Consider the following 25,515-nt stretch of genomic DNA (forward strand, 5'->3'; position numbering starts at 1 on the left):
ATGCCAGGCCCCTATTTTCGCCCGGTTGCGCGCACCGATCACGCCCGCCCCGCAGACGCGTTGCGCCTTGCCGGGGGCTGGTGCTGGTTCGACACTGTCGAGGTGCTGCATCGCGACGCGCGCCCGTACCTGATGCCCGCCGCCAATCTGCCCGAAGATATGCGCGCCCGCCTGACCGTGCCTCGCCCGCCACTGGCCGGGATCGGGTTTGATGCACCGCGGATCATGGGCATCCTCAATGTCACCCCCGATAGCTTTTCCGACGGTGGCGCGCATTTCGATCCCGCCATCGCATTCGCCCATGCCCGCGCCATGGCAGAGCACGGCGCCGCGATGATCGACGTGGGTGGTGAATCAACCCGTCCCGGCGCGGCCACGGTCGAGATCGAGGATGAGATCGCCCGCACCGCCCCGGTGATTGCCGCGATCCGGGCGCAGATCGCAACGCCGATCTCGATCGACACCCGCAAGGCCGCCGTGGCCCAAGCCGCGCACACCGTTGGCGCCGATCTTATCAATGACGTGGCCGGGCTTACCTTTGATCCCGACCTCGCACCCTATGCCGCGAGCCATGGCCTGCCGGTCTGTATCATGCACGCCCAGGGCACGCCCGAAACCATGCAGCGTGACCCGCGCTATGACAATGTGATCCTCGACGTCTACGACTGGCTCGCGGCGCGGATCGACGCGCTTGTGGGGCTCGGCATTGCGCGCGAGGCGATCATCACCGATCCGGGCATCGGCTTTGGCAAGACCCAGGCGCATAACCTTGCGCTTTTGCAAAACCTGTCGCTGTTTCATGGGCTTGGCTGTCCGATCCTTCTGGGGGCGTCGCGCAAGCGTTTTATCGGCGAGTTGAGCCAGACGCCAAATGCCGCAGATCGTGTGCCCGGCTCGCTGGCGGTGGCACTTGCGGGGGTGGCGCAGGGGGTGCAGATGCTGCGCGTGCATGACGTGGCCGAAACCCGCGCCGCGCTGCGCCTCTGGAAGGCGGCCACCTATGGCGCCTCAGCCGCCCCCGAATAGCCGCCTGAGCGCGCCATATTGGCTAAGCGCGACCCCGCAGAGGATCAGCGACAGCGCCAGCAAAAGACTAGGCGGCAACGGTTCTGACAAGATCAGCGCACCGAGGATCACCGACCAGACCGGCACCTGATAATTCACCAATGACATGAACACCGGCCCCGCCGAGCGGATCAGCAGCACCCGCAACAGGCTTGCGCCGGCAGTTGGCACCAGGCCAAGAAAGATCAGGATAAGAACCGTGTTACGGTCGGTTACGGGCGGCGCCCCCTCAACCCAAAAGGCCGCCACGATCACGATCACCGCCCCGATCAGCAAGGTCACCGCATTGAGACCAATCGGATCAACCCTGGGCAGGCCGCGCATCTGAACCGAGCTTAACGCATAACACCCCGCCGCCCCAAGACAGGCGAGACGGCCAAGCGGCTCCATCGGGTTGCCGGTCGTCTCGAACGCCTGCCCGCCGATCAGCAAGACCACCCCGAAAAAGCCGATCACAAAGCCCAGGCCCTTGCGCAGCGTAAGGCGTTCGCCCGGCACCATGAAATGCGCCAGCGGCAAGACCATAAGCGCCACCGCCGCCATCGACACGCCGGCAAACCCCGAGGTGACCGATTGCAAGCCCCAGCTCAGCAACATGAAGGGCACCGCGCTACTGAGCGCGCCGATCACGATGAGGTTGAAGAGGGTACGGCTTGCAAGCGGGGCGTCGAATAACCGAAAGCCACGCAAACCCCAGATCGCAAGCATCAGCACGGTCGCAAAACCAATCCGCGCCGCCGCAAGCCAGAACGGCGTAATGCCGCCAAGCGCCAGCGAAATCACCAGAAATGTCGCGCCCCAGACAAGCCCGAGCACGCCGACCATGACCCAGCTTTTTCCGGTTATCTCAGGCATTCGCGCGGCTTTCTTCAGGGGCTAAGACGAAATGACCCCGGCGATGGCCGGGGTCAATTCATGTCTCTACAGGTCGAACTTACGTAGGGTGGGTGAAACCCACACCCGCTTAGTTCTTTTCCTGATCGACCAGTTTACCGGCAGAAATCCACGGCATCATGCCACGCAGTTTCGCGCCGACTTCTTCGATCTGATGCGCGTCGTTCATCCGACGTGTACCTTTGAAGAACGGCTGGCCAACGGCGTTTTCAAGCATGAAGTCACGCACGAATTTACCGTTTTGAATGTCGGTCAGAACTGCCTTCATCTTCGCCTTGGTCTCGTCATAAGGCAGGATGCGCGGGCCGCTGACATACTCGCCATATTCCGCAGTGTTGGAGATCGAATAGTTCATGTTGGCAATGCCGCCTTCATAGATCAGGTCGACGATCAGTTTCACTTCATGCAAGCACTCGAAATAGGCCATCTCGGGGGCATAGCCCGCCTCGACCAGCGTCTCGAACCCCATGCGGATCAGCTCTACCAGACCACCGCAGAGAACGGCCTGTTCGCCAAAGAGGTCGGTTTCGCATTCTTCGCGGAAGTTTGTCTCGATGATCCCCGAGCGCCCGCCACCAATCGCCGAGCAATAGCTCAGGCCGATTTCAAGCGCCTTGCCGGAGGCATCTTTGTCGACGGCAACAAGGCAGGGCACGCCGCCGCCTTTGACATATTCGCCGCGCACGGTGTGACCGGGGCCCTTGGGCGCCATCATGATAACGTCGACGCCTTCTTTCGGCTCGATCAGGCCGAAATGCACGTTAAGGCCGTGGGCAAAGGCAATCGCCGCGCCGGGCTTGATGTTGTCATGCACGTATTTCTTATAGGTCTCGGCCTGAAGTTCGTCGGGCATGGTAAACATGATCACATCACACCAGGCCGCCGCTTCGGCGATACCCATGACGGTCAGGCCTTCACCCTCGGCCTTTTTGGCACTTTTCGAACCTTCGCGCAGGGCGACGACAAGGTTCTTCGCGCCCGAATCCCGCAGGTTCAGCGCATGGGCGTGGCCCTGGCTGCCATAGCCGAGAATGGCGACTTTCTTGTCTTTGATGAGGTTGATATCGCAGTCACGATCATAATAGACGCGCATGGCGTTCTCCTTTTTGAGTGGTCTGGGCGCAGGATAGGGGTTGGACGCCGAAATTTCGGACAAAAACCATTCTAATTCCCGCATCCAAGTGTTAATCATTCGTCATAAACAGATTTAGGTATAATTTCATGCTTGACGACACCGATCGTCGCATTCTGCGCCACTATCAGCACGATCCGATGCTCGGCCCGGCCGATCTGGCAGAGCTGGCAGGGGTCACCCCCGCCACCTGCGCGCGGCGTCTGGACAAGATGCAGGCCTCGGGCGTGATCCGCGCCAACCGCGCGGTGATTGATTGGCGCGCGCTTGGCTATGAGGTTGAGGTATCCCTGCGCATCACGCTGGACAAGACCCAACCGCGCGCCTTTGACGAGTTCATGCAGGCCGCAAGGGACGTACCGGATGTGGTTGAAATTCAAACGTTTCTTGGTCGCGTCGATCTGCGGCTTTCGGTGATTGCGCGTGACATGGCGCACTATCAACAGATCTATCGAAGCGCCATCCTGACCCTGCCCCATATCGCCGATATCGAGGCGCTGATGCATGTCGCCCGGATCAAATCCGATGAGGGGCTACCGCTATGATCGAGCTTGATACAACCGACCGTCTTATCCTGCGCGCCCTGACGCAAGACGCCACGATCAGCGCAAGCGCCCTCGGGCGCAAGCTTGGCCTGTCACAGCCCGCCACCTGGCGGCGCATTCGCCGCCTGTACGACAGCGGCGCAATCAAGGGCCAGCGGCTCGATCTGGATCACGAAAAGCTGGGTTTTGGCGTGACCGTCTTTCTTGGCGTCAAACTTGCGACCAAAGGCCGCGTCAGCCTTGAGGATTTCGAGCGCGTGGTATCGGCCATTCCCGAGGTGCAGAGCGTCGAGCATATCCTTGGGCTTTTCGATTATCGCCTGCGGGTCGTGGCCCGCGACATTTCGGATTTCGAACGGGTTTTACGCCGCAGGATCATGATGTTGCCGGGCGTCGGGGATGTAGAGGCCAACGTGCTTTTAAGCGAGGAACGCCGCCCCGGACCGATTGGCTAGGCCATAAGCCGCATCGCGTCTGCCTCGAACCGCTTGAGCGTATAGCGTGACATGTCATAGTCACAGTCCTGCGCACCCAGATCGGGAAAAAGCGCAATGATTTCATCGCGCTCAACCGGGGTGACCGCCTTGAGGGATTGCTGACCAGGATAGAGGCTTTCGACCGGGGTCGCCTCGGCAAAGACGATCTGATGGCTGTCACAGAGGAAATGCCAGTAAGACACCGTTTCGCAAGGCGCGATACGAATTGTGCTGTCGTTGACCAGATGTTTTGCCGCCACCAGAACCTGCGCCTCGCCAAACAACAACTCGGCCTTGGCACCGGTCACCAGAATGCGGTGGTTCTGCGACACCCAGAGGTCGCGCAGATTACCGATCGTCCCGCGTCGGATACGAACAGGTGCATTCGCACCAAGGCCCGAGACCGTCGTGCCCCCGATCCAGCGGATCGGTTGCGGTCCCGCGTCCAGCGTATTGACCATGTCGCCACGGCGCAGGGCCTCGACCGGCTGAGGCCCGGTGGCGGTTTCAATCAAGGTGCCCGCCGCAAAACAGACAATAAGGTTTTCCGCCAGAATATTGACATCACTAGAGAACACCCCATCCGCAACCTCGTTTCCGGAAATAATTCCATCACCGTCGAGGTCGATATTTTCGTTGGTGGGGATCACCAGCGGCCCGCTTGTGGATGCGAGCGTGCCCAGAATATCAACCCCGGCCACCACGGCCATGTCGCCCAATTGAGGTGCGCCAGCATCGGTCGATACGAGCAATGTGGCATCAAATTCAAGATACCGGTCACCCATATTGTTACGCCCAAGGTCAATTTCCGCGCCACCGCCCGGCGAGGCGGAATAGGTGTATTTCGCCACTTCGTTGAAATAGTCCGAGGCATTGTCGTAGACAATTACGCCGGTAATGACTGAATCTCCGTTCAGCGAACCGTCAGCATTGGCCCCTTCAACCTGAAACACGATGATATCGCTAACTTCAAAAATAGCAGTGCCATCATGGATCAGCAAATTACCGCCCTTACTGGCGTTCGTGTTGGTGTGTGGATCGCCAATGATGCTGAAACCGTTCAACAACAGCGTTGTATCGGCCATATCTTCCCTTATCTGCCTCAAGTTTTCAGGTCTTACGCCCGAATTTATTCAAACCTTATAATCTACCTTTTCGGAATACGTCGAAAATGTGGCGCAAACAAGGCCCGGCCTGCGACAGGATAGAGTAGACTTGCCCAAACCATGGGGGCAGGTTAGCCCTAGGCCAAACGAACAGGAGATAGCTTGATGACCGCCCTTCTCGACACGATCGACCCCGATGGCTTGCTGGAATATTCAGTTGTCTTCACGGATCGCTCCCTTAACCATATGTCCGCGTCTTTTCAGGATGTTATGCGCGACATCTCATCCATGCTGAAAGAGGTTTACAACGCCGATGCGGTGGCGCTTGTGCCCGGCGGCGGCTCTTACGGGATGGAATCCGTGGCCCGTCAGTTTGGCCACGATGCACATGCCCTGATCGTGCGCAATGGCTGGTTTTCCTATCGCTGGACCCAGATTTTCGAGGCCGGCGGTTTTGCCGCAGAGACCACCGTTTGCATGGCGCGCCAGACCGGCAATGGCACCGTCGCCCCGTTTGCCCCGGCGCCGATTGACGAGGTCACCACCAAAATCCGCGAGGCCAGGCCCGATGTGGTCTTTGCGCCGCATGTGGAAACTTCGGCCGGGGTGATCCTGCCGGATGACTATGTCACGGCGCTCGCCAGTGCCGCGCATGAGGTCGGCGCGCTTTTGGTGCTCGATTGCATTGCCTCGGGTTGTGCCTGGGTCGATATGAAGGCCACAGGCGTCGATGTGCTGATTTCGGCGCCGCAAAAGGGCTGGTCGGCCTCGCCTTCTGCGGGCCTTGTGATGATGTCGGCCCGCGCGGTCGAGCGGATGGAAGGCACCACCTCGGACAGCTTTGCGCTCGATCTCAAGAAGTGGCATGCCATCATGCAGGCCTATGAGAATGGCGGCCATGCCTATCACGCCACCATGCCGACGGATGCGCTTCGGGCATTTCGCGACACCATGGTCGAGACCCGCGATTATGGCTTTGAAAAGCTGCGCGCCGCGCAATGGGAGCTTGGCAATGGCGTGCGCGCGATGCTGGCCGAAAAGGGCGTCAAATCGGTCGCCGCAGAGGGCTTTGGCGCGCCGGGTGTGGTGGTGGCCTATACCGACGACCCCGACATCCAGAACGGCAAGAAATTCGCCGCCGAAGGCATGCAGATCGCAGCCGGCGTGCCGCTTCAGTGCAACGAGCCCGAGGGGTTCAGAACCTTCCGGCTTGGCCTGTTCGGTCTGGACAAGCTTTATGATGTGCCCGCCGCCCTTGGCCGCTTGCAAACGGTCATGGACAGGGTGCTTTAACCGCGCGCGCCAAGGCCCAGTTGCATCAGCGTCTTGCGTACCGGGGCCAGCGAATAAATCGCGTTCAACCCCATGGCGCGCGCATCCCGCAAGGGGCGCGCGCGCATCATTGAGGCGCGGTTCAAAAGGTCGATTCCCGTCACCCGTGCCCTGATCTCCATGTGGCGGCGGCAGTGATAGGTTTCCAGCATCTGCCGGTCGCCAAGCCGCCCCGGCGCGGCCTCGGCCAGTTCAAGCAGCACCCGCATATCGCCCAGGGACATATTCAGCCCCTGCGCGCCGATGGGGGGCACCACATGGGCGGCCTCGGCCACAAGCGCCACCCGCTCACCGTAAAGACGCTCTGCGATCTGGCTTATGATCGGCCAGACCGTGCGCCGCGAGGCCAGCGTCAGCGGGCCAAACAGGTGGCACGACCGACTGTTCATCTCTGCCTCAAAATCCGCCTCGGGCAAGGCGGCCAGACGCGCCACCTCGGGGCCCTCTTCCATCCAGACCACCGCAGAGGACGGCCGCCCCTCGTGATCGGGCAGCGGCACCAGGGTGAACGGCCCGCCCGAGCGGTGGTTTTCGGTCGATACGTTGGCATGCGGGATCGGGTGCGTCACCGCAAAGGCAAGCGCCTTTTGCCCGTAACGCGTTGTTTTCACCTCGATCCCGGCGGCCTGACGGATCGGCGAATTGCGCCCGTCGGCGGCAACCACAAGGCGGGCACGCACGCGGGTGCCATCGCTTAGCCCGACACGCGCCTCGCCCTCGCGGGTGAAAAGCGTCGTGGTGCCGGTGCCGGGGCGGAACGTGACATTCGCGAGACTATCGAGATGGTCCACCATTTCTCGCCGCAAAAGCCAGTTCGGCAGGTTCCAGCCAAACGGGCGCTCCGAGATATCGGAGGCGTTGAATTCCTTGGTGATGCGCGGCTCCGGTGTCTCGCCGCCGGCATCGACAATCCGCATCACCTCAAGCTCAGACGCAAACGGAGCAAGCCGCGCCCAGAGGCCGGCACGATCCAGAAGCGCCTGCGCCGGTTGCAAAAAGGCGGTGGTGCGCAGATCAGAGCCGGGCGCGGCACGCGTCGTGATCGGCGGGCTGGGATCGACGCAAAGCACCGAGAAGCCCGCCTTGCCGAAGACGGCCGCCGCCGTAAGCCCGGCCACGCCCCCGCCCGAAACGACAATATCAAAGTCTTGCATCCGCGCGCCCTTTCGTCATTGCGACCCCGGCCCTAGCCGCGTGAAATCAGCAGCAACGCCACCCAGATCACCGGCACCATCACCAGCGCCGGGATATAAAGACCCGGAACGCCCCAAAGCGCAATACTGCCGCCCCAGAGCGCCAGAAAAATCACCACGCCAAGCAGGATCGGCACCACGGCGGCGGCATCCGGGTCGCGTGGCGGCTGGTTTGCGGGGGGCTTGGAGTTCCGGGTCATAGCTGTCCTTTTTTGCGCTTTTGTTCAGCACTTTAAATAGGATGCCACGCCCATCAGACAAAGCCACATTTTGCCGCAGCAGGCCGTCAGACCAGTCGCGCCAGAAACCCGCTCAGATCATCGGTGTGATGATGGATATGCGCCGCCTCAAGACGCTCGGGCGCGACATGAACGGTGCGCATCCCCAGGGCGTGAGGTGCCGCCAGATTGCGCGGATCATCCTCGAACATCGCGGCGGTTTCGGGGCAGGTCCCGTCACGCGCGAAAATGGCGGCAAAGGCCCCGGTCTCGGGTTTGGGGAGAAACCCGGCGTGCTCGACGCCGTAGACCGCATCGAACGCGCCGCTTAGCCCGCGCCGCTCAATCACCCGCTCGGCGTAGGGGCCACAGCCGTTGGTATAAACGATCTTGCGCCCCGGCAGCGCCCGGATGCGCGCGGCAAGTTCGGCGTCGGCCTCCAGATGATCAAGCGATATGTCGTGGACATGATCAAGGTAAGGCCCCGGATCAATATCATGCAGCCGCATTAACCCCGCCAGGGTGGTGCCATGATCGCGCCAATACTGATGGCGCAATTGATCCGCCTCGGCGCGGGGCACGCGCAGGGTATCCATCACATATTGGGTCATCCGCGTCTCGATCTGGTCAAACAGCCGCGCAGCGGGCGGATAGAGCGTGTTGTCCAGATCAAAGACCCAAGCGGTGACATGGCTGAAATACGGCTTTGGCATAGGCGCACCATAGGGCGGCGCGACAAAGGGCGCAATCTGCCAAGGCTTGATCCTTCGGGCAAAGCGCGCGTAAGGTCTTGCAATGAAAGACCTGACCCAAACGGACAAGCCGATGAAACCCCAGCCGACCGACGCCTATTCGCTTATCCTCGAGGCGATTGACGTAGGCATTTTCAAACCCGGCGACCGGCTTGTGGAAAGCGATCTGGCGGATCGCTTTGGTGTGTCGCGCACGCCGATCCGCGAGGCGCTACAACGGCTGGAAACGCAATCCATGCTGACCCGCGACGGGCGCAGCCTTATCGTGGCGTCGCTGGATTATAACCAGCTTGCAGAGCTTTACGTCGTGCGCGCCGAACTTGAGGGGCTGGCGGCCAGTCTCGCGGCGCGTCATGCCACTGCCGAAGAGGTCCGCGTTCTGCGCGACATGGTCGAGGATGACCGCGCGCTTTTGGGCAAACCCGCAGACCTGGCGCGCGCCAACCGGCGGTTTCACAAGCAGATCCATCTTGCCTCGCATAACCGGTTTCTGGTGAAACAGCTCGACCTTGTGCATCGCTCGATGGCGCTCCTGGCCACCACGTCACTGGCGGCGGAGGGGCGCGACGAGGATGCGCTGCAAGAACACGATGCAATTGTCAGCGCAATCGAGGCGCGCAACAGCGAGGCCGCAAGCGAGGCCCTGCGCAAGCATATTTCAAAAGCCTTCGTGACTCGGCTCAAGCTTGACTCCGGCGAGGTCAAATCCACCGCCTGAGGTGCGTGTGCCCCCGGCGGCGATCGACAGGCCATGGGCCGTCTTGTCCCAGTAAAACGGTTTCAGCACCAGTTCATAGAGCGCCTTGTAGGCGGCAATCGCCCCAAGTGGGGCATAAAAGTGCATGCTCGGCGCCCAGGCCATGAGATGTCGGTGTTTGCGCCCCGAAACCGCGATCACATGCACCGTGATATTGAGCGCCTCGACCATCAGGAACAGGCTACCGATTGCGATAAGCGTGGCCCGGCCCAGGACCGGATCAAGCGGATGCGGCAGCCCCAGAAGCACAAGCCAGAACGACCACAGAAACGGCGCCAGCAGGAATTGCGACAGGGCCGAAACGAAATGCGCCTGAAACCCCCAGAATTTCCAGGGCCCCAATTGTTGGTAAAGCAGCCTCGGCTTGCGCATATGCACCAGATAGGTGGTCATATAGCCCTTTAGCCACCGCGACCGCTGTTTGATCCAGGGCCAGGGGCGACAGTTGGCCTCTTCTTCGGTCACCGTATTGACCATTTCGGTCCGATAGCCATGACGCGCAAGCCGGAAGCCAAGATCGGCATCCTCGGTCACGTTATGGGCATCCCAGCCGCCGATACTCTCAAGCACATTGCGGCGGAAATAGAGCGTCGTTCCGCCAAGCGGAATCGCCAGACCAAGCCGCGCCATGCCCGGCAACATGACCCGGAACCAGGTGGCATATTCGATGGTAAAACACCGCGCCAGCCAGTTTTGCCGCGGGTTATAGTAATCCAGCACGCCCTGAAGACAGGCCACATCGTTTGGCACCTGCTGAAATCTGCGGGCCACCACGGTGATCTGATCCGGGTCGGGGGCATCTTCGGCGTCGAAAATGCCGATGATATCGCCCTGACAGAAATCAAGCGCATAGTTCATCGCGCGGGGTTTGGTGCGGGGTTTGCCATCGGGCACAATCACCGGCCGCACCCAGGGCGGAAGGTCGATCTCGGCCAGCGTCTGTTGCGTCAGCTCGTCTTCTTCCTCGAGCACCAGAATGACATCGAGAAGGCATTTGGGGTATGTCAGACGGCTCAGCCGCGCAATCAGGGCATGGGCAATCTCGGTCTCGCGAAAGAGCGGCACAAGGATCGACACCTTGGGCAGCGGCGCCTTGGGGCTCTGCGGCACATCCAGCCTGTCGGTGTCATGGGCCATATGGGCGACAAAAGCCGCGGTTTTCATCCCGGCCGAAACCAGAAGCGTAAAACAGGCCCAGAGCGCAAACACCCCGAACACCGCCACCGGAAAGGCGAGAGTGAGGACCGCAACGATAGCGATCATCGCCAGTGTGAACCGCAGGCGCCGTGCGAATGTGCCGCCCCATGTGCGGCAGCTCTCGATTTCCGGCACGCGGGCTTGCGCCATCAGGCGCAGGTGCTCACGATGATCGTTCGCCACCCGGTCCTGTAGCGCGCGGCGTGGTGCCACGACCGCGCGCGCCCCGTGCAGGGCGTTGGGCATGATCTGACGCAGCGCCTCAAGACTATCGGGAGAGCCCGAGGCAATGACAGGCTTGCCCTTTTGCCCCTCAAGAACCATTGCGCCGTGTTTCAGCAAGATGCGCGGATCAAGCCCGGTCTCGATCGCCTTGGCATGGCCAAGCTCGCGGTCCGACAGGCGCCGCGTGGCAAAGCGCCGGGCATGCGCGCGCAACAGATCGTCTTCACCAGCCAGCCCCTCGGCCTGAAGAATGCGATCCATCGAGGTATCGCAATGTCGGCTGACCATTTCCGCAAGTGCCGCGTCCGACTTGGTGATCTTGCCGGTACGCACCAATTCTCGTGACAAGGGGTTTACCTGCACAGGGTGTCCCCAATCCTGCGCATTGACGTGCCTCAGCTCCGAGATACCCATGCCGCCTTCCTTCCCCATCTTGCGAGGATGAATCTAGCGCGCTGTTGGTTAACGATGCTTTAACAACAGGTTAACAACGGGTAAAAATAAACTGTTTTTAAACGGTAATTAACCAGCCATTGAGGCCGCAAACCGCTCGAACAGGTAAAAGCTGTCCTGCGGACCAGGGCTTGCCTCGGGGTGATGCTGAACCGAAAACACCGGGCGGTCCATCATGCGGATGCCACAGTTAGACCCGTCAAACAGTGACACATGGGTTTCGGCAACTCCCGTCGGCAGGCTCTGACTATCGACCGCAAAGCCGTGGTTCATCGAGGTGATCTCGACCTTGCCCGTCTCGATATCCTTGACCGGGTGGTTGGCGCCGTGGTGGCCGTGGTTCATCTTGACGGTTTGCGCCCCAAGCGCCAGGGCAAGCATCTGATGCCCAAGGCAAATCCCGAACATCGGCAGGCCAGAGTCAAGAACCCCGCGGATCATCGGCACGGCATAGGCCCCCGTGGCCGCCGGATCGCCGGGGCCGTTGGACAGGAACACACCGTCAGGACCATGCGCCAGAACCTCTTCGGCGGTGGCGGTGGCGGGCAGGACCGTCACCTCGCAACCGGCACTTGCCAGACAGCGCAGGATATTGCGTTTGGCGCCGTAATCGATCGCAACCACCTTGTGGCGGGCCTCGGTCTGACGGGTGTAGCCGTCGGGCCAGGCCCACCGCATTTCATCCCAGCGATAGGATTGCGCACAGGTGACCATCCTGGCCAGGTCCATCCCCTCAAGCCCGGCAAAGGCCCGCGCCTTGGCGACCAGAGCGGCAGTGTCGAAATTTCCCTCGGGGTCATGCGCAAGCGTGGCATGCGGCGCACCCTGCTGGCGGATCGCGCGTGTGAGGCGGCGCGTGTCGATGCCGCCAATGGCAATACGACCACGCCGCGCCAGCCATTCGGCCAGATGTTCCTGCGCGCGCCAGTTGCTGGGCTGCGTCGGGTCCCATTTCACGACCATGCCTTCGGCCACCGGATCGGCGGTTTCGTCATCCTCGGAATTGACGCCGGTATTGCCGATATGAGGAAAGGTAAAGGTCACGATCTGCCCGGCATAGGACGGGTCTGTCATGATCTCCTGATAGCCAGTCATGGCGGTATTGAAACACAGCTCTGCCGTGGTGTCGCCAGTGGCGCCGAACCCATGGCCATAAAACAGCGTCCCATCCGCAAGGGCCAGGCAGGCGGTCGGGCGGGTCTGGGGCGCGTGGGCCATGACAGGGATTCTCCGGATATGTGCAAATTGGCGCGAACCTAAGGGGGGGTCCGGGCCGGGTCAAGGCACTAGATGGCCCAGTTTACCGGCGAATACCAGCCCCCCGCGCCTGTCGGTCAACAGTTGCCTATGCCGCCCGCTTTGGATAGTCTGAGGGACTTGTGACAAACCATGGGATGGAACGGAATGGAACTGCGGGATCGCATCACTCAGGCCCTTAAACAGGCGATGAAAGACAAGGACGCGGCGCGCCTTGCGACGCTGCGGTTGATCAGCGCGGCGATCAAGGATCAAGAGATCGCCGGGCGCGGCGTCGATGGCGCCACCTGCGTTGGCACCCCCGAAATCATGGCGATTCTGGCCAAGATGACCAAGCAGCGCAACGAAAGTGCGCGCGCCTATGAAGAGGGCGGTCGCCTTGATCTGGCTGAACGCGAGCGCAGCGAGATAGAGGTGATCGAAGAATTCCTGCCACGCCAGCTTGACGACGCTGAAGTCGCCGCTGCGATCGACAAGGCCATAAGCGATGTCGGCGCCACCACGATCCGCGATATGGGCAAGATCATGGGCAAGCTCAAAGAGCGTCACGCCGGACAGATGGATTTCGGCACGGTCGGCCCGCAGGTCAAAGACCGCCTCGCCTAACCCGTCATTGGCCGTGGCGGGCGCAGGGCATCGCTCAATTCGCCGTAAAGCACCTTGCGCTCGCCCTCGGACAGGAACGCCCCGATCTCGACCTCGCGGCCCTTGCCCTTGAGGGTGATATAATGCGCGACCGGCCCGCCTGAGGGGTGCATGCTCGCCTTGACCCAATAGCGGTTGCAATCCCAGTCCTGCACATCGCTGCGCGGATTGGTGCGCTCCAGATGCACCGTCTCCGGCCCGATCTCTAGCACCTCGGTGATCCTGGCACTGCGATAGGACTGCTCAAGCCCCCACCAGACCCCCGCCAGCGTCAGCATCAGGAACGGCAGCAACCCCCAGAGAACAACCGTCCCCAGCAGCGGATAAAGCGGAATGGTGATCAGCGTAAAGGTAGCCAGCACAAAGGCCGCAAACCCGCGCCGCGGCAGGGATCGGTGCGGCCAAAGCACCAGCTTGGTCTCTGACGTGTCCTGCGATGATGTCCATTCATACGGCATGTCCTGTTTTTAGCCCATGAGAACGGTTTGAAAAGGGGGCGCGCGCAATCGGCCAAACCCCCAGACATTCCCGACGAGCATAGCCCGGCCAGCATCACACCATAGCCCGGTTTCTTCTGGCCTGAAAATATCCTGGGGAGTTTGAGGGGCAAAGCCCCTCATTCATAACGTTAAACGCGCGCCGAAGGCGCTCAATTCTTGAAAATCACCGAGGCCGCAATTTGCGCGGAGGGCCTGTAAGCCGGATTTTGTCCAGAGGGTTGCCCCCCTTGGATGACCATTCATCTTGAGACGCTGTTGCCAACGCCCCTCTAGCTGCCAACCCGGACCACTGGGCCAAGACGTGCCTGCGGACGGTATCGGTTGCCCGACCTGCCCCGCGCGCGGTCCCTATTTGGCATTGCTCCCGGTGGGGCTTGCCGTGCCGGTTCGGTTGCCCGTCCCGCGGTGGGCTCTTACCCCACCGTTTCACCCTTACCCATGCGCAGTCTCCCTTGGCGAGCCGCAGGTGCGACGGGCGGTATCATTTCTGTGGCGCTTTCCCTTGGGTTGCCCCAGCCGGGCGTTACCCGGCACCGTTGTCTTGTGGAGTCCGGACTTTCCTCGACACCTTTCGGCCCCGCGGCCATCCGGCCCTCCGCGCCTCGCTGACTTAGGCGGTCGGGCGCGCGCGGTCAACGGGGAAGCGTGCGGCAAGCGCCTCAATCGCCCCGCAATCATCCGCCGCCAGCGGGCCAATGGCGTTAGGGCGAAAGCGCAGGCGAAAGGCGCTCAGGATCGGCTCAAGATTATCCGCCCCACCCGGTGCATAGCCAAAGCGTTCGGCAGCGGCAAGAAACGCCCCTGCCCCGGTTTCAGCCTCGGGCAGCGCTTGCCCGGGCCAGACCGACAGGCCACCCCGCGCCAACCTGCGCCAGTCAAACCGCGCTCCGGGATCAAACTTGCGCAGAGGCGCCATGTCGGAATGGGCAATCACCCGCTCGGGCGGAATGCTCCAGCGCGCCATGATCGCGTGCATGAGCCCTTCCAGCGCCTGCATCTGCGGCTCCGGGAAAGGATGCGCGCCGGTATTGGCCAACTCGATCCCGATCGAGCGCGAATTCACATCGCTGACCGCGCCCCATTGGCCCGCCCCCGCATGCCAGGCGCGCTGATCTTCCCCGACCATCTGCCAAATCTCGCCGCGCTCTGAGATCAGGTAATGCGCCGACACCTCAGCGCCGGGATCACAGAGCCGCTCAAGCGCCGCGCGCGCGCTCTGCATCGCGGTGTAATGCAGCACGATCATATCGGGCAAGGCGCCCCTCCGCCGCGCGCCAAAATTCGGCGAGGCCCGCCATCTGCACGTAGGGTGGGTGAAACCCACGCCCCGCCCCTTTACCGGCCAACCGCCTTGCGGAAGGGCACCGGGGTCCAGGCGCAGGCATAGCCGTCGCCATCAGGATCGAGGCCAAGGCGGTCGCGTTCGGGGCCGCCGCGCTTGAGAAACTCAAGCTGTGCCAGATCCGGCGAGGCATATTCGGCGCAATTGCGCTCGAATTTGCTGGCCTTGTTGATCCCGACACGACGATGGACCGGGGTTCCGACCGGATGCTTGGTGGCAAGCGCATAGGCCACGATGTTGGGGCCAACATCGCCGGGGCGATTGCCAACGGCCTCGGGGGCGATCACCTGATATTGGGCGCGGTTCTGCGCGATCCGCGACGCGTCATCCTCGATCGAGCGCTGCGCGCCGACCGCCTCGAAACTGTTCTCGCGCGAAATGCCGACGGAATTCATGATGCCTTCTGGTGCCGGGTTTGACGGGCTGGCCTGAAGCACCGGCTGACCGGAATTGGCGGCGGTGGCCGCAAGGGCTGCGCGCGCATCGGCGGCAACATCTGCGCCCGGTTGCGTCGTCGCGCTGCTTCCGGCGGCGGGGGGCACCGCGCCCAAAGGCTCCGAGGAGACAGCATTTGGCGCCGGCAGGGCATTGCCCGCCAGGGCGGCCTCGCGCGCGGCCTTTTCGCGTTGGTATTGACTGTAATCGTTAAAGCCGACGCCCGCGCCGCTATCGGGCACTGCGGGCGCACAGGCCGTAAGGGCCGTAAGGGCAAGCGTGCCAAGGATCAAACGCATCTGCTATTTCCTGCCATAAGCTGTTTTGCGGGCGGGTTTACCACCATTTGCCGGGTTTGGCCACAAATCCCGCAGCCTCTTCCAACGCATAGGCAGTGTTGAGCAGATCACCCTCTTCCCAGGGGCGCCCGATCAGTTGCAGCCCAAGCGGCAGCCCCTGTTTGTCGACCCCCGCCGGCACCGAAATGCCCGGCAGACCGGCAAGGTTGACGGTGACGGTAAAGACATCGTTGAGATACATCTGCACCGGATCGGCGTCTTTCATCTCGCCCAGGCCAAAGGCCGCACTTGGCGTCGCCGGGGTCAGGATCGCATCGACGCCGGCCTCAAAGGCCTGCTCGAAATCGCGTTTGATCAGTGCGCGTACCTTGCGGGCGCGGTTGTAATAGGCGTCATAGAACCCGGCAGAGAGCACATAGGTGCCCACCATCACGCGGCGCTGAACCTCGTGACCAAAGCCCTCGGCACGTGTCTTTTCGTACATCTCGGTGATGCCATCGCCCTGCGCAAGCCTGGCGCGATGGCCATAACGCACCCCGTCATAGCGCGCGAGGTTGCTTGAGGCCTCCGCAGGCGCAATCACGTAATAGGCCGGCAACGCATATTTGGTGTGCGGCAGGCTTATGTCGCGGATGTCGGCGCCCGCGTCTTTCAGCATCGCGGTGCCATCGGCCCAAAGCTGTTCGATCTCGGCGGGCATGCCCTCCATCCGGTATTCTTTCGGGATGCCGATGACCTTGCCCTTGATATCGCCGGTCAGAGCCGCCTCGAAATCGGGCACCGGGAAATCGACGCTGGTCGAATCCTTGGGGTCGTGGCTGCACATGGCGCTCAGCATGATCGCCGCGTCGCGCACCGATTTGGTCATCGGCCCGGCCTGATCGAGCGAAGAGGCGAAGGCCACAACGCCCCAGCGGGAACAGCGCCCATAGGTCGGCTTGATGCCGGTGATGCCGGTAAAGGCCGCAGGCTGGCGAATCGAGCCGCCGGTATCGGTGCCGGTCGCGGCCAGACACAGATCCGCCGCCACGGCCGAGGCCGAGCCGCCGGACGAGCCGCCGGGCGTGAGCGCCGTGTCGTCATTGCCGCGCCGCCAGGGGTTGACGGCATTGCCATAGGCCGAGGTTTCATTCGACGAACCCATGGCGAATTCATCCATGTTGAGCTTGCCCAGCATCACCGCGCCAGCCTCGAACAGGTTCTGGGTGACGGTCGATTCGTACTCGGGCTTAAAGCCTTCAAGGATGCGGCTCGCAGCCTGGCTTGGCACGCCTTTGGTGCAAAACAGATCCTTGATGCCCAGAGGGATACCGCACATCGCCGGGGCGTCGCCCGCCTTGATCCGGGTATCAGCGGCGCGCGCCTGGTCGCGGGCAAGATCGGGGGTGTGATGCACGAATGCATTGAGCGCCCCGGCGCCCTCGATCTGGCTCAGGCAGGCCTCGGTCAGCTCAACCGCGGTAACATCGCCCTTGCGCAGGGCATCGCGGGCCTCGGCAATCGTGAATTTGTTGAGATCAGCCATTATTCCACCACCTTCGGAACCGCAAAGAAACCCTCGCGCGCATCGGGCGCATTGGCCAGCACCTTGGCCTGTTGATTGCCATCGGTGACCACATCCTCGCGCCGTTTCAGGCGCATCGGCGTGACGCTGGTCATCGGCTCGATGCCCTCCACATCCACCTCGTTGAGCTGTTCAATGAACCCAAGAATGGTGTTGAATTCCTCGGCCAGCGCAGGCAGCGCGTCCTCAGGCACACGGATGCGGGCCAGCTTGGCCACTTTGGCGGCGGTCTCTCGGTCGATCGACATGGGTCTCTCCGGTAATCGTGTTGCCCCTGCGTTTAGCGCCCGGTGCAATTGGGCGCAAGCATCTGAGCGCGCCAAAACCCTGCCCGCGCAAGGATCGCGCAGAATTTCGGCCTTGGCCCTTTCCTGTGGCGCAAGTCTTGCTAGTCTTTGGAAAACTGAAAAGAAGGATAGGCAGAATGAAAATCACCTGGCTTGGGCATTCATCGTTTCGGATCGAGATCGGCGAACTGGTTTTGCTACTAGATCCCTGGCTAACCGGCAATCCGATGCTGCCCGAAGACAGCCACGCAGCGGCCACCGATGGGGCGACACATATCCTGTTGACCCATGCGCATTTTGATCATGTGGCTGATGTTCTGCCGCTGGCGCGCAAGCAGGGCCTGACGGTGGTCGGGCAATACGACCTGATGGCGCATTGGGAAGCCACGGAAAAGATTGAGGTTGTCGGGTTCAACAAGGGCGGCACGGTCGATCTTGGCGGGGTCAAGGTGACGATGGTGCATGCCACCCATTCGACCAGCTTTGGCACCGATGACGGGCCACAGGTGCCCGGCACCGAATGCGGTTATATGATCGCGGGCGAGGATCATGTGATCTATGTCTCGGGCGATACCGATGTGATGGCCGATATGGGTGTGTTTCACGACCTGCACCAGCCCGATATCGGCATCTTATGCGCGGGCGGACATTTCACAATGGATATGCGGCGCGCGGGCTATGCGGCGAAAAGATTCTTTGATTTCAAGACTGTGATCCCCTGCCATTACCGCACCTTCCCGATTTTGGAGCAATCTGCAGAGGCATTGGTCAAGGCCCTGCCCGGCGTCACCGTGATTGAACCGCAGGTGATGGAGCCGATCACGATCTGACAATTCGGCAATCGGGGCATGGGGGCGCGGCCCCCGCCCAAGAAAATTCGCCGAATTTTCTTGGGCCCCCCGGAGTATTTCCGGAAAGATGAAAGCGGTCAGGTATTGCGACGGCGGCGCTGTGGTTTGGGGCGTTGCGGTCGCGCTGGTTTGGTCGGCGTTTCGACTTCGGGTTCTTGCGGCAGGCCAAGTTGGTCGCGCATCACGCGCGGGCGGATTTCCTCGACGGCGCCGGGTTTGAGTTGGCCAAGCTGAAACGGACCATAGGACACGCGGATCAGCCGATTGACCGAGAGGCCGACCGACTCCATCGCGCGGCGGATTTCGCGGTTCTTGCCTTCGCGGATCGACACGGTGATCCAGGCGTTGGCGCCCTGCTGGCGATCCAGCGTCACCATCATCCCCTGAAGCCGTAGGCCATCAACCGTAAGGCCCTTGCGCAGCGGCTCGAACGTGGCATCGGTCGGGCGGCCATTGACGCGCACGCGGTAGCGGCGCAGCCAGCCCGTTGAGGGCAGTTCAAGCTTGCGCTTGAGCGTGCCGTCATTGGTCAGCAACAGCAGCCCTTCGGAATTGAGATCGAGCCTGCCCACGCTCATCACCCGTGGCAGGTCTTCGGGCAAGTCGTCATAGATCGTGGCGCGGCCCTGTTCGTCGCGGTTGGTGGTCACAAGGCCGGTGGGTTTGTGATAAAGCCAGAGCCGTGCCGGTTCGGGCGCATCCAATGCGCGGCCATCCACCACCACCTTGTCGGCGGGTGTCACGTTTAGCGCGGCGCGGGTGATCTTGACGCCATTGACGGTCACGCGGCCGGCCTCGATCAGACGCTCGGCCTCGCGGCGGCTGGCGATACCTGCGCGTGCGATGACCTTGGCGATCCGGTCGCCTTCTGGGGGTTTGGTGCTCATGGGGCCTCGCTTAGCCTATTCGCGGGGCTTGCGAAAGTGGCGATGGCGGGGCAAAGACGCCCTATGACCTTCAAAAGCCATATGAGGGCCGCGCTGGACGAGGCGCGCGCCGCCGCCGGGCGCGGCGAGGTGCCGGTGGGCGCCGTGGTGGTTGATGCCGAAGGCCAGATCGTCGCGCGGGCGGGCAATCGCACGCGGGAATTGAGTGACCCGACCGCACATGCGGAAATCCTTGCGCTGCGCGCCGCCTGTGCCGCCAAGGGCAGCGAGCGGCTGGTGGGCCATGATCTTTACGTCACGCTGGAGCCCTGCGCAATGTGCGCCAGTGCAATCGCCGCCGCAAGGATCGCACGGCTTTATTACGCGGCAAGCGATCCAAAGTCCGGCGGCGTGGCGCAGGGCGCGCGGGTGTTCACCCATCCGCAATGTCACCATGTGCCCGACGTTTATGACGGGATTGCCGCCCGTGAGGGGGAGACCCTGCTGAAAGCGTTTTTTCAAGACCGGCGGCGCGACACGGATCTTTAACCTGCTCATTTCGCATGTTCTAGAAGCTCAATACCGGTTCCCACTTTTGAGCAACAGACCCTAGAGGATCGTCAGCGCATCCACCAGAAAGGGATGCCGCGCGATGGCGGGATCGACCACCGCCTGACGCAGGATCGGCTTCAGCGTCTCGGCCAGGGTTGCGGGCATATCCTGTAAAATCCCCTTGCGGGCGGTCACGCTTATGGTGCGCGTCAGCGGCGCCATCGGCAGTTCCAGCACGTCGATCTGATCGGCAAAGCGGCGCGCGCGCATCAGGGCCAGCGGGGTCAAGATGCTCCAGCCGGTGCCCTGCCCGACCAGCGCCAGAATGGCGTGATAGCTATCGAGTTCAAACCGATGCGGCAGCGTGAGGTTCTGGCGCGCCAGATGCGACGAGATCAGCCGCCCCATGTAATGGCGTTGGGTATACTGGATCAGCGGCAGGCGCTTGAGCTGTCGCAGCACATCGCCATCCTTGTCGATTACCCCCTTGGGGGCCGCCACCGCAAAGCCTTCGCGCAGGATCGGGTGGACCTCGACCCAATCGGTCTCGGCGCCAAATTCGGCGGCGACGATCACATCGAGGGCACGGGCGTCAAGCTGATCATAGAGGTGATGGCTGGCGCCGGTTTCGAGCAGGAACTGGCAGCGGGTCAACTCGGCGGCCATATGGGTCAAAAGCTGGGGTGTTACATCGGCCTCGAGGTCTTCGATCATGCCAAGACGAAACCGGGTGAGTGTCGAAAGTTGCGACATCGCCAATTCGGCGCGCGCCTGTGCGGCCTCGTTCAGGATCGCCTGCGCCCGGCGGTGCATGATCTCGCCCGCAGGGGTAAGGCGAATCGGGCGGGCATTGCGTTGCAGCAATGTGGCCCCGACCGCGCCTTCAAGATTGGTAAGCTGCTGGCTGACCGCCGACGGGCTCGCCCCGAGACGGCGCGCCGCAGCGGAAATCGAGCGTTCATCGGCCGCGGCCATAAACACCTCGATCCCCCAAAGGGTTATCCGACCGGGGCTTTCAACCATCCGCGGCTATTTGCCAAGCTTTGAAAGCTTTTCCTGTAGGTCGGCCAGCTGTTTCTTGATGTCGTCAAGGTTGTCGTCTTCGGCCTCGGGCTTGGCGTCGGATTTATCGGGCGTGGTTCCCATTCCCGGCAAATTTCCGGTCATCGCCTTCATGAAGGCCTCTTGCTGGGCGCGCATCGCTTCCATGCCGGGCATTGTGGCCATTGGATTGGCCTTGGTCATATTCTCCAGAACCTTGGATTGACCATCGCGCAGCATCTCGAAACTTGCCGCGAGAAACTCGGGCACAACGCTTGTGGCCTGGGTGGTATAGCTGCGCACCAGATCGTTGAGCACATTGAGCGGCAGAACGCTTTCCCCGCGGCTCTCGTGCTCGGCGATGATTTGCAAAAGATACTGACGGGTCAGATCATCGCCGGATTTCAGGTCGATAATCTGAACTTCGCGGCCATCGCGGATGAACTCCGAAATATCTTCCAGCGTGACGTAATCGGACGTCTCGGTATTATACAACCGGCGGCTGGCATAGCGTTTGATCAGCAGCGGTTTTTTGGTGTCGGCCAAAGGGTATCCTCCCGGAAAATGCAGCGCTGCAGCGTAGCTTAGACGCAAGTGCGGCAAAAAGAAAGAGCGAGCCTTTCAGCTCGCTCTTCGCAGTCCATACCCGTCAGGGAGGGGTCTGGGTATGTAACCTGCTATTACTTGGCCGCCGCAGTGGCTTTTTGGGTCGCTGCGGTCACGTCTTCCGCTGCTTTTTTGACGGCTTTGGTTGCGTCGTCCTGCATGGATTTGCCAGCCGACATCATCAGCTCAACAGTTTCCATTTGCACTTTTTTCGCGATTTCAGCGAAAGCGGCCATGTTTTCAGCAGCAACTTCAGCGTTGGCCGATGCGAAATCGGTTGCGGCTTTGGCGTAATCTGCGGGCTCTGCTTTGGCTTTCGAGATTTCGTTCAGCTTGGCAAGGGTGTCCTTGGTCCATTTGCTGGAGATCTCGGCCGATTTCTCGGCAGCCGACAGAGCAACGCCCGACAGTTTTTCGTTCAGGGTTGCCTGGTTTTTGAAGGCATCTTCCATTGCTTTGGTGTCAACGGGGAACGCGCCCATGATGTCTTTCATTGCGCTGTTGAAGTCTTGTGTCTTAGCCATTTGGTAAGTCCTTTCGGTTGAGCGGCGTGTTTGCCGTGTTCTGTATTCTGGAAACAGATATACATGCTGCACCGCAGCAATTCAAGTTTTTTCTGCATCGCAGCAATTTTTTCTCAACCGAAGGGAAAACCGTTTAAAATCCGTCGCTTGCCTTGGCACGCACATAGGTTCCGGGGGCCGGAGCCAATGCGGGATGCTTCGAATCACCCGGTTCGCGGGCCGGAATCATCTTGCCGGACCGCGCCTTGAGCCACTCTTCCCACCGTGGCCACCATGACCCCTCGGTAAAGGTTGCCCCCTCAAGCCAGTCATCGGCCGCCAGACTCAGGTCGTCATTGGTATAATGGCCGTATTTCTTTTTAGAGGGCGGATTGACGATGCCCGCGATATGGCCCGACTCAGATACGATAAAGCTGCGATCCTTGGCGCCGGTCTGTTGAAAGCCGCGATAGCAATCTTTCCAGGCCGCGATGTGATCGGTCTGACAGGTGATCGCCATCAGCGGCACTTTGACGTCACTGATATGCAGCGTCTCCCCCAGAAGCTTGAAACCGCCGTCGATGAATTCATTGCGTTGGCACAACCCGCGCAGATATTGCGTCGTCATTCGGCCCGGAAGGTTGGCGCCATCGCCATTCCAATACAGCAGATCAAACGCGGGCGGGGTTTCCCCCATCATATAGCTTTTGACTGCCGGCTGATACACCAGATCCTTGGAGCGCAGGAACGACATCGTGCGCGACATGATGAACGAGCGCAGCAAGCCTTGTTGGGCGACTTCCTGTTCGATCCCGTCAATGAAATCGTCCTGTAGGAAGGGGGTGAACTCGCCCTGCTCCGAGAAATCGGTGAGCGCGGTAAAGAAGGTGGCGGATTTGACAGATTTGTCACCGCGTTTTTCCAGCAACGCCAGCGTCAGGTGAAGCGTCGTTCCCGCGATGCAATAGCCCACGGTGTTGACCTTTTTCTGGCCGGTGATCGCCTTGACCTCGGAAATGGCGGTCAGGAAGCCTTCTTCGACATATTCATCAAGACCGACCTCGGCATAGGTCGTATCGGGGTTGATCCAGGACACCACGAACAGGGTATAGCCCTGATCGGTGAGCCATTTGATCATGCTGTTCTGGGCCTTGAGATCGAGAATATAGAATTTGTTGATCCAGGGCGGAAAGATGATCAGAGGGGTCGCGTGCACCTCTTCGGTTGTCGGCGCATATTGGATCAGTTCCATCATGCGATTGCGATAGACCACCTCGCCGGGGGTTGTGGCGATATTCTCGCCAAGGATAAACGATGTCTCATCGGCCAGACGCACCACAAGCTCGCCCTTGTTGGCCTCAAGATCCGCGATCAGGTTTTCCAACCCCTTCACAAGCGACGCGCCTTCGGTTTCCACCGCACGTTCAAGCGCATCGGGGTTGGTGCCAAGAAAGTTGGTCGGCGACATCATGTCGATGATCTGATGCGCGAAGTAATCCAACCGCCGCTTTTCCTTGGGATCAAGGTCATCGACATCTCCGACCGCATCCTCGATTGCTTGCGCGTTTAGGGCATATTGCTGTTTGATGTACTTGAAATAAGGGTGGCTCTGCCAGAGCGGGTTGGCAAACCGTTTATCACCCGCCAGAATATCCGGCATCTCGTCAAGCTCTGCGCCATCGCCGCGCAACATCAGCTGTTGGGCATCCATGAAGTGGCGCACCGACTTGCCCCAGTATTCCAGCTGTTGCTCATAAATCTTGCCGGGATTTTCAATCATCTCGGTCCAATATGAACTGGCCGCCTTGGCAAACAAATCCTGCGAGGGCGTGTTCAAGGTCGGATTGGCCGGAGTGCGCGACGCCAGAGCCTGAATCAGGCGCTGCGACAATTGCTCGACCTTCGCGAGATTTTCATTCAGCTTTTCTATATTTTCGCCTGCGACATCGTCTTGCATTGCCATTTATACCATTTCCCTTTAACTCTTTCTGCTATGCAGCATACCGTTGTCCGCCGGAGGGGCAGTGCGACGGATGGAACCGGGCTTACCTGCCTTATATAGGCATACCTGCCTTACGTAGGAGACGAACTATGCGTTACATGGCGACTTACGACCTGATGGAAACCCTCCGTAATACCAATCAATGGCTCGGTGCGTCAGCTCTTTCAATGGCATCTTACCCTGTTTTCAGCATGGTGCCAAACCCTGCTTTGAACTGGATGGCCGCATGGGGACAGGTAACCGAGCGCACATTCCAGCGCATGGTTACCAAGCCTGACTGGGGCATCCGCACCTTCACTTGCGAGGATGGCAAGGATCATCTGGTCAGCATCGAAAAGGTGGTCGAACGCCCGTTTGGCGATCTGATCCACTTCGCCGTGCCGGGCCGCAAGCCGATGAAACGGCGCGTGATGCTGGTCGCACCGATGTCGGGCCACTATGCCACCCTCCTGCGCTCCACCGTCAAAAGCCTGCTGGTGCATTGCGAAGTCTATGTCACCGACTGGCACAATGCCCGCGACATCCCGGTCAGCGCAGGCAAATTCGACGTCGAGGATTACACGCTTTATCTGGTTGATTTCATGCGCGAAATGGGCCCTGACACCCACGTCATCGCCGTGTGTCAGCCCGCGCCGCTGACCCTGGCCGCCACCGCCTATCTGGCCGAGCTGGATCCAGAGGCACAGCCGCGTACATTGACCCTGATCGGCGGGCCGATTGACCCCGATGCCAGCCCGACCGACGTCACCGATTTTGGCCGCCGCGTCACCATGGGTCAACTCGAAGAAACCATGATTCAGCGTGTCGGCTTTCAGCACAAGGGCGTTGGTCGATCGGTTTATCCGGGCCTGTTGCAGCTTGCGTCGTTCGTGTCGATGAACAGCGAGCGCCACATGACCGCCTTTAAAGATCAGATCATGCGCGTCGCGCGCGGGGAAGCCAGCGATCACGACCCGCACAACCGATTCTACGATGAATATCTGGCCGTGATGGACATGCCCGCCGAATTCTATCTATCCACGGTCGAGCGCATATTCAAAGGTCTAGAGATTGCCCGGAACGAGTTTACCATCAAGGGCCATAAGGTCGATATTGGCAAGATCACCAATGTCGCAGTGAAAACCGTCGAAGGCGGCAAAGATGACATCTCGGCGCCCGGCCAATGCGTCGCCGCCCTGGCGCTTTGCACCGGCCTGCCGGATGAGAAAAAGGCCAGCTATCTTGAACCGGAGGCGGGTCATTACGGCATCTTCGCCGGGCGTAGCTGGCGCAACAACATTCGCCCGCTGGTGCTTGATTTCATTGATGCCAACTCGGCCCCTTCCGCCCCGAAAGCGGCAAAACCGACCCCCAAGGCGGCCAACAAGAACCTGGCCGCAAACGGTTAGATCAATCCTGACAACCAAAAGGGCCGCCGGAG

At 61.0% G+C, this 25,515-nt stretch carries 27 protein-coding genes and 1 other RNA gene; 9 read left to right on the forward strand and 19 right to left on the reverse strand.

Translation table 11 applies throughout. The features are described 5' to 3' along the window. Positions 1–1,026: a dihydropteroate synthase gene (gene folP, locus BMZ91_RS05445; RefSeq protein WP_092835580.1), complete on the forward strand. Its 1,026-nt coding sequence runs from the start codon at positions 1–3 to the stop codon at positions 1,024–1,026. Here the strand turns inward: folP and BMZ91_RS05450 are convergent. Both BMZ91_RS05450 and ilvC read right to left on the reverse strand, forming a co-directional pair. Then, on the reverse strand, positions 1,009–1,920 hold the full coding sequence (locus tag BMZ91_RS05450) for a DMT family transporter (protein ID WP_245736214.1): 912 nt from the start codon (positions 1,918–1,920) through the stop codon (positions 1,009–1,011). The genes folP and BMZ91_RS05450 overlap by 18 nt on opposite strands. Before the next feature lie 109 nt (positions 1,921–2,029). Beyond that, positions 2,030–3,052 (reverse strand): ketol-acid reductoisomerase, encoded by a 1,023-nt coding sequence (gene ilvC, locus BMZ91_RS05455; RefSeq protein WP_092835892.1) that lies wholly within the window; start codon positions 3,050–3,052, stop codon positions 2,030–2,032. A gap of 128 nt (positions 3,053–3,180) precedes the next feature. Here ilvC and BMZ91_RS05460 point away from each other — a divergent pair, with 128 nt between their 5' ends. Then, entirely contained in the window at positions 3,181–3,636 is a 456-nt protein-coding gene (locus BMZ91_RS05460) for an Lrp/AsnC family transcriptional regulator (protein ID WP_092835582.1), read from the forward strand. Continuing rightward, positions 3,633–4,091: an Lrp/AsnC family transcriptional regulator gene (locus BMZ91_RS05465; protein WP_092835584.1), complete on the forward strand. Its 459-nt coding sequence runs from the start codon at positions 3,633–3,635 to the stop codon at positions 4,089–4,091. The genes BMZ91_RS05460 and BMZ91_RS05465 overlap by 4 nt, the downstream gene beginning before the upstream one ends. On the opposite strand, the gene BMZ91_RS05470 is transcribed toward BMZ91_RS05465, so the two are convergent. After that, positions 4,088–5,197: a Hint domain-containing protein gene (locus tag BMZ91_RS05470; RefSeq protein ID WP_092835586.1), complete on the reverse strand. Its 1,110-nt coding sequence runs from the start codon at positions 5,195–5,197 to the stop codon at positions 4,088–4,090. The two genes, BMZ91_RS05465 and BMZ91_RS05470, sit on opposite strands and share 4 nt — an antisense overlap. Positions 5,198–5,383: 186 nt before the next feature. Between BMZ91_RS05470 and BMZ91_RS05475 the strand changes: the two genes are divergently transcribed. Continuing rightward, a complete protein-coding gene (locus tag BMZ91_RS05475) occupies positions 5,384–6,511 on the forward strand; it encodes an aminotransferase class V-fold PLP-dependent enzyme (protein WP_092835588.1) in 1,128 nt (375 codons plus the stop codon). Here BMZ91_RS05475 and BMZ91_RS05480 read toward each other — a convergent pair. The 3 genes from BMZ91_RS05480 to BMZ91_RS05490 form a co-directional block, all read right to left on the reverse strand. Then, on the reverse strand, positions 6,508–7,704 hold the full coding sequence (locus tag BMZ91_RS05480) for a UbiH/UbiF family hydroxylase (protein ID WP_092835590.1): 1,197 nt from the start codon (positions 7,702–7,704) through the stop codon (positions 6,508–6,510). The genes BMZ91_RS05475 and BMZ91_RS05480 overlap by 4 nt on opposite strands. 32 nt (positions 7,705–7,736) lie before the next feature. Next, positions 7,737–7,943, reverse strand: coding sequence for a hypothetical protein (locus tag BMZ91_RS05485; protein WP_092835592.1), 207 nt, complete (start codon positions 7,941–7,943; stop codon positions 7,737–7,739). An 86-nt stretch (positions 7,944–8,029) separates the two neighbouring features. Continuing rightward, positions 8,030–8,674, reverse strand: a complete 645-nt coding sequence (locus BMZ91_RS05490; RefSeq protein WP_092835594.1) for a pyrimidine 5'-nucleotidase — start codon at positions 8,672–8,674, stop codon at positions 8,030–8,032. A 112-nt stretch (positions 8,675–8,786) separates the two neighbouring features. Between BMZ91_RS05490 and BMZ91_RS05495 the strand changes: the two genes are divergently transcribed. Then, entirely contained in the window at positions 8,787–9,431 is a 645-nt protein-coding gene (locus tag BMZ91_RS05495) for a GntR family transcriptional regulator (protein WP_092835895.1), read from the forward strand. Here the strand turns inward: BMZ91_RS05495 and BMZ91_RS05500 are convergent. Next, positions 9,372–11,306, reverse strand: coding sequence for a glycosyltransferase (locus BMZ91_RS05500; protein WP_092835893.1), 1,935 nt, complete (start codon positions 11,304–11,306; stop codon positions 9,372–9,374). The two genes, BMZ91_RS05495 and BMZ91_RS05500, sit on opposite strands and share 60 nt — an antisense overlap. Positions 11,307–11,414: 108 nt before the next feature. After that, on the reverse strand, positions 11,415–12,563 hold the full coding sequence (gene carA, locus BMZ91_RS05505; protein ID WP_092835596.1) for a glutamine-hydrolyzing carbamoyl-phosphate synthase small subunit: 1,149 nt from the start codon (positions 12,561–12,563) through the stop codon (positions 11,415–11,417). Positions 12,564–12,749: 186 nt separating this feature from the next. Between carA and BMZ91_RS05510 the strand changes: the two genes are divergently transcribed. Then, positions 12,750–13,208: a GatB/YqeY domain-containing protein gene (locus BMZ91_RS05510; RefSeq protein WP_092835598.1), complete on the forward strand. Its 459-nt coding sequence runs from the start codon at positions 12,750–12,752 to the stop codon at positions 13,206–13,208. On the opposite strand, the gene BMZ91_RS05515 is transcribed toward BMZ91_RS05510, so the two are convergent. The 6 genes from BMZ91_RS05515 to gatC form a co-directional block, all read right to left on the reverse strand. Next, the gene (locus tag BMZ91_RS05515; protein WP_092835600.1) at positions 13,205–13,705 is read right to left on the reverse strand and encodes a DUF2244 domain-containing protein; all 501 of its coding nucleotides are present in this window, start codon (positions 13,703–13,705) and stop codon (positions 13,205–13,207) included. The two genes, BMZ91_RS05510 and BMZ91_RS05515, sit on opposite strands and share 4 nt — an antisense overlap. A gap of 221 nt (positions 13,706–13,926) precedes the next feature. After that, positions 13,927–14,346, reverse strand: an RNA gene (rnpB, locus tag BMZ91_RS05520) — RNase P RNA component class A. 11 nt (positions 14,347–14,357) lie between these two features. Then, positions 14,358–14,993 (reverse strand): N-acetylmuramoyl-L-alanine amidase, encoded by a 636-nt coding sequence (locus BMZ91_RS05525; RefSeq protein ID WP_092835602.1) that lies wholly within the window; start codon positions 14,991–14,993, stop codon positions 14,358–14,360. A gap of 89 nt (positions 14,994–15,082) precedes the next feature. Further along, a complete protein-coding gene (locus BMZ91_RS05530) occupies positions 15,083–15,823 on the reverse strand; it encodes a hypothetical protein (RefSeq protein WP_092835604.1) in 741 nt (246 codons plus the stop codon). Positions 15,824–15,860: 37 nt separating this feature from the next. Continuing rightward, complete coding sequence (gene gatA, locus BMZ91_RS05535; RefSeq protein WP_092835606.1) at positions 15,861–17,348, reverse strand: Asp-tRNA(Asn)/Glu-tRNA(Gln) amidotransferase subunit GatA; 1,488 nt, start codon at positions 17,346–17,348, stop codon at positions 15,861–15,863. Next, entirely contained in the window at positions 17,348–17,635 is a 288-nt protein-coding gene (gene gatC, locus BMZ91_RS05540) for an Asp-tRNA(Asn)/Glu-tRNA(Gln) amidotransferase subunit GatC (RefSeq protein ID WP_092835608.1), read from the reverse strand. Before gatC ends, gatA begins: the two co-directional genes overlap by 1 nt. A gap of 176 nt (positions 17,636–17,811) precedes the next feature. Between gatC and BMZ91_RS05545 the strand changes: the two genes are divergently transcribed. Continuing rightward, positions 17,812–18,504 carry a metal-dependent hydrolase gene (locus BMZ91_RS05545; protein ID WP_092835610.1) on the forward strand — a complete coding sequence of 231 codons (693 nt, stop codon included), beginning with the start codon at positions 17,812–17,814 and terminating at the stop codon, positions 18,502–18,504. A 98-nt stretch (positions 18,505–18,602) separates the two neighbouring features. Here the strand turns inward: BMZ91_RS05545 and BMZ91_RS05550 are convergent, their stop codons facing one another. Further along, positions 18,603–19,412, reverse strand: coding sequence for a pseudouridine synthase (locus BMZ91_RS05550; protein WP_092835612.1), 810 nt, complete (start codon positions 19,410–19,412; stop codon positions 18,603–18,605). Positions 19,413–19,475: 63 nt separating this feature from the next. On the opposite strand from BMZ91_RS05550, the gene BMZ91_RS05555 reads away from it, so the two are divergent. Further along, complete coding sequence (locus tag BMZ91_RS05555; protein WP_092835614.1) at positions 19,476–19,940, forward strand: nucleoside deaminase; 465 nt, start codon at positions 19,476–19,478, stop codon at positions 19,938–19,940. 60 nt (positions 19,941–20,000) lie between these two features. Here BMZ91_RS05555 and BMZ91_RS05560 read toward each other — a convergent pair whose 3' ends face one another. The 4 genes from BMZ91_RS05560 to BMZ91_RS05575 all read right to left on the reverse strand — a co-directional run bounded on the left by BMZ91_RS05560 (position 20,001) and on the right by BMZ91_RS05575 (position 24,056). Continuing rightward, positions 20,001–20,966 carry a LysR family transcriptional regulator gene (locus BMZ91_RS05560; RefSeq protein WP_092835616.1) on the reverse strand — a complete coding sequence of 322 codons (966 nt, stop codon included), beginning with the start codon at positions 20,964–20,966 and terminating at the stop codon, positions 20,001–20,003. A gap of 6 nt (positions 20,967–20,972) precedes the next feature. Then, positions 20,973–21,530 (reverse strand): polyhydroxyalkanoate synthesis repressor PhaR, encoded by a 558-nt coding sequence (gene phaR, locus BMZ91_RS05565; protein WP_092835618.1) that lies wholly within the window; start codon positions 21,528–21,530, stop codon positions 20,973–20,975. Between the two features lie 134 nt (positions 21,531–21,664). Then, positions 21,665–22,114: a phasin family protein gene (locus BMZ91_RS05570; RefSeq protein ID WP_092835620.1), complete on the reverse strand. Its 450-nt coding sequence runs from the start codon at positions 22,112–22,114 to the stop codon at positions 21,665–21,667. 133 nt (positions 22,115–22,247) lie between these two features. Next, positions 22,248–24,056, reverse strand: coding sequence for a PHA/PHB synthase family protein (locus BMZ91_RS05575; protein WP_092835622.1), 1,809 nt, complete (start codon positions 24,054–24,056; stop codon positions 22,248–22,250). Positions 24,057–24,184: 128 nt separating this feature from the next. Here BMZ91_RS05575 and phaZ point away from each other — a divergent pair, with 128 nt between their 5' ends. Continuing rightward, complete coding sequence (gene phaZ / locus BMZ91_RS05580; protein ID WP_092835624.1) at positions 24,185–25,483, forward strand: polyhydroxyalkanoate depolymerase; 1,299 nt, start codon at positions 24,185–24,187, stop codon at positions 25,481–25,483. The last annotated feature ends 32 nt before the right edge of the window (positions 25,484–25,515 follow it).

The organism is Roseovarius lutimaris (assembly GCF_900115165.1).
Lineage (GTDB): Bacteria > Pseudomonadota > Alphaproteobacteria > Rhodobacterales > Rhodobacteraceae > Roseovarius > Roseovarius lutimaris.

Bases quoted from the DNA above. Each gene is read 5' to 3' on its own strand.
- folP (WP_092835580.1), top strand. From the start codon at position 1: ATGCCAGGCCCCTATTTTCGCCCGGTTGCGCGCACCGATCACGCCCGC.
- BMZ91_RS05450 (WP_245736214.1), bottom strand. From the start codon at position 1,920: ATGCCTGAGATAACCGGAAAAAGCTGGGTCATGGTCGGCGTGCTCGGG.
- ilvC (WP_092835892.1), bottom strand. From the start codon at position 3,052: ATGCGCGTCTATTATGATCGTGACTGCGATATCAACCTCATCAAAGAC.
- BMZ91_RS05460 (WP_092835582.1), top strand. From the start codon at position 3,181: ATGCTTGACGACACCGATCGTCGCATTCTGCGCCACTATCAGCACGAT.
- BMZ91_RS05465 (WP_092835584.1), top strand. From the start codon at position 3,633: ATGATCGAGCTTGATACAACCGACCGTCTTATCCTGCGCGCCCTGACG.
- BMZ91_RS05470 (WP_092835586.1), bottom strand. From the start codon at position 5,197: ATGGCCGATACAACGCTGTTGTTGAACGGTTTCAGCATCATTGGCGAT.
- BMZ91_RS05475 (WP_092835588.1), top strand. From the start codon at position 5,384: ATGACCGCCCTTCTCGACACGATCGACCCCGATGGCTTGCTGGAATAT.
- BMZ91_RS05480 (WP_092835590.1), bottom strand. From the start codon at position 7,704: ATGCAAGACTTTGATATTGTCGTTTCGGGCGGGGGCGTGGCCGGGCTT.
- BMZ91_RS05485 (WP_092835592.1), bottom strand. From the start codon at position 7,943: ATGACCCGGAACTCCAAGCCCCCCGCAAACCAGCCGCCACGCGACCCG.
- BMZ91_RS05490 (WP_092835594.1), bottom strand. From the start codon at position 8,674: ATGCCAAAGCCGTATTTCAGCCATGTCACCGCTTGGGTCTTTGATCTG.
- BMZ91_RS05495 (WP_092835895.1), top strand. From the start codon at position 8,787: ATGAAACCCCAGCCGACCGACGCCTATTCGCTTATCCTCGAGGCGATT.
- BMZ91_RS05500 (WP_092835893.1), bottom strand. From the start codon at position 11,306: ATGGGTATCTCGGAGCTGAGGCACGTCAATGCGCAGGATTGGGGACAC.
- carA (WP_092835596.1), bottom strand. From the start codon at position 12,563: ATGGCCCACGCGCCCCAGACCCGCCCGACCGCCTGCCTGGCCCTTGCG.
- BMZ91_RS05510 (WP_092835598.1), top strand. From the start codon at position 12,750: ATGGAACTGCGGGATCGCATCACTCAGGCCCTTAAACAGGCGATGAAA.
- BMZ91_RS05515 (WP_092835600.1), bottom strand. From the start codon at position 13,705: ATGCCGTATGAATGGACATCATCGCAGGACACGTCAGAGACCAAGCTG.
- BMZ91_RS05525 (WP_092835602.1), bottom strand. From the start codon at position 14,993: ATGATCGTGCTGCATTACACCGCGATGCAGAGCGCGCGCGCGGCGCTT.
- BMZ91_RS05530 (WP_092835604.1), bottom strand. From the start codon at position 15,823: ATGCGTTTGATCCTTGGCACGCTTGCCCTTACGGCCCTTACGGCCTGT.
- gatA (WP_092835606.1), bottom strand. From the start codon at position 17,348: ATGGCTGATCTCAACAAATTCACGATTGCCGAGGCCCGCGATGCCCTG.
- gatC (WP_092835608.1), bottom strand. From the start codon at position 17,635: ATGTCGATCGACCGAGAGACCGCCGCCAAAGTGGCCAAGCTGGCCCGC.
- BMZ91_RS05545 (WP_092835610.1), top strand. From the start codon at position 17,812: ATGAAAATCACCTGGCTTGGGCATTCATCGTTTCGGATCGAGATCGGC.
- BMZ91_RS05550 (WP_092835612.1), bottom strand. From the start codon at position 19,412: ATGAGCACCAAACCCCCAGAAGGCGACCGGATCGCCAAGGTCATCGCA.
- BMZ91_RS05555 (WP_092835614.1), top strand. From the start codon at position 19,476: ATGACCTTCAAAAGCCATATGAGGGCCGCGCTGGACGAGGCGCGCGCC.
- BMZ91_RS05560 (WP_092835616.1), bottom strand. From the start codon at position 20,966: ATGGTTGAAAGCCCCGGTCGGATAACCCTTTGGGGGATCGAGGTGTTT.
- BMZ91_RS05570 (WP_092835620.1), bottom strand. From the start codon at position 22,114: ATGGCTAAGACACAAGACTTCAACAGCGCAATGAAAGACATCATGGGC.
- BMZ91_RS05575 (WP_092835622.1), bottom strand. From the start codon at position 24,056: ATGGCAATGCAAGACGATGTCGCAGGCGAAAATATAGAAAAGCTGAAT.
- phaZ (WP_092835624.1), top strand. From the start codon at position 24,185: ATGCGTTACATGGCGACTTACGACCTGATGGAAACCCTCCGTAATACC.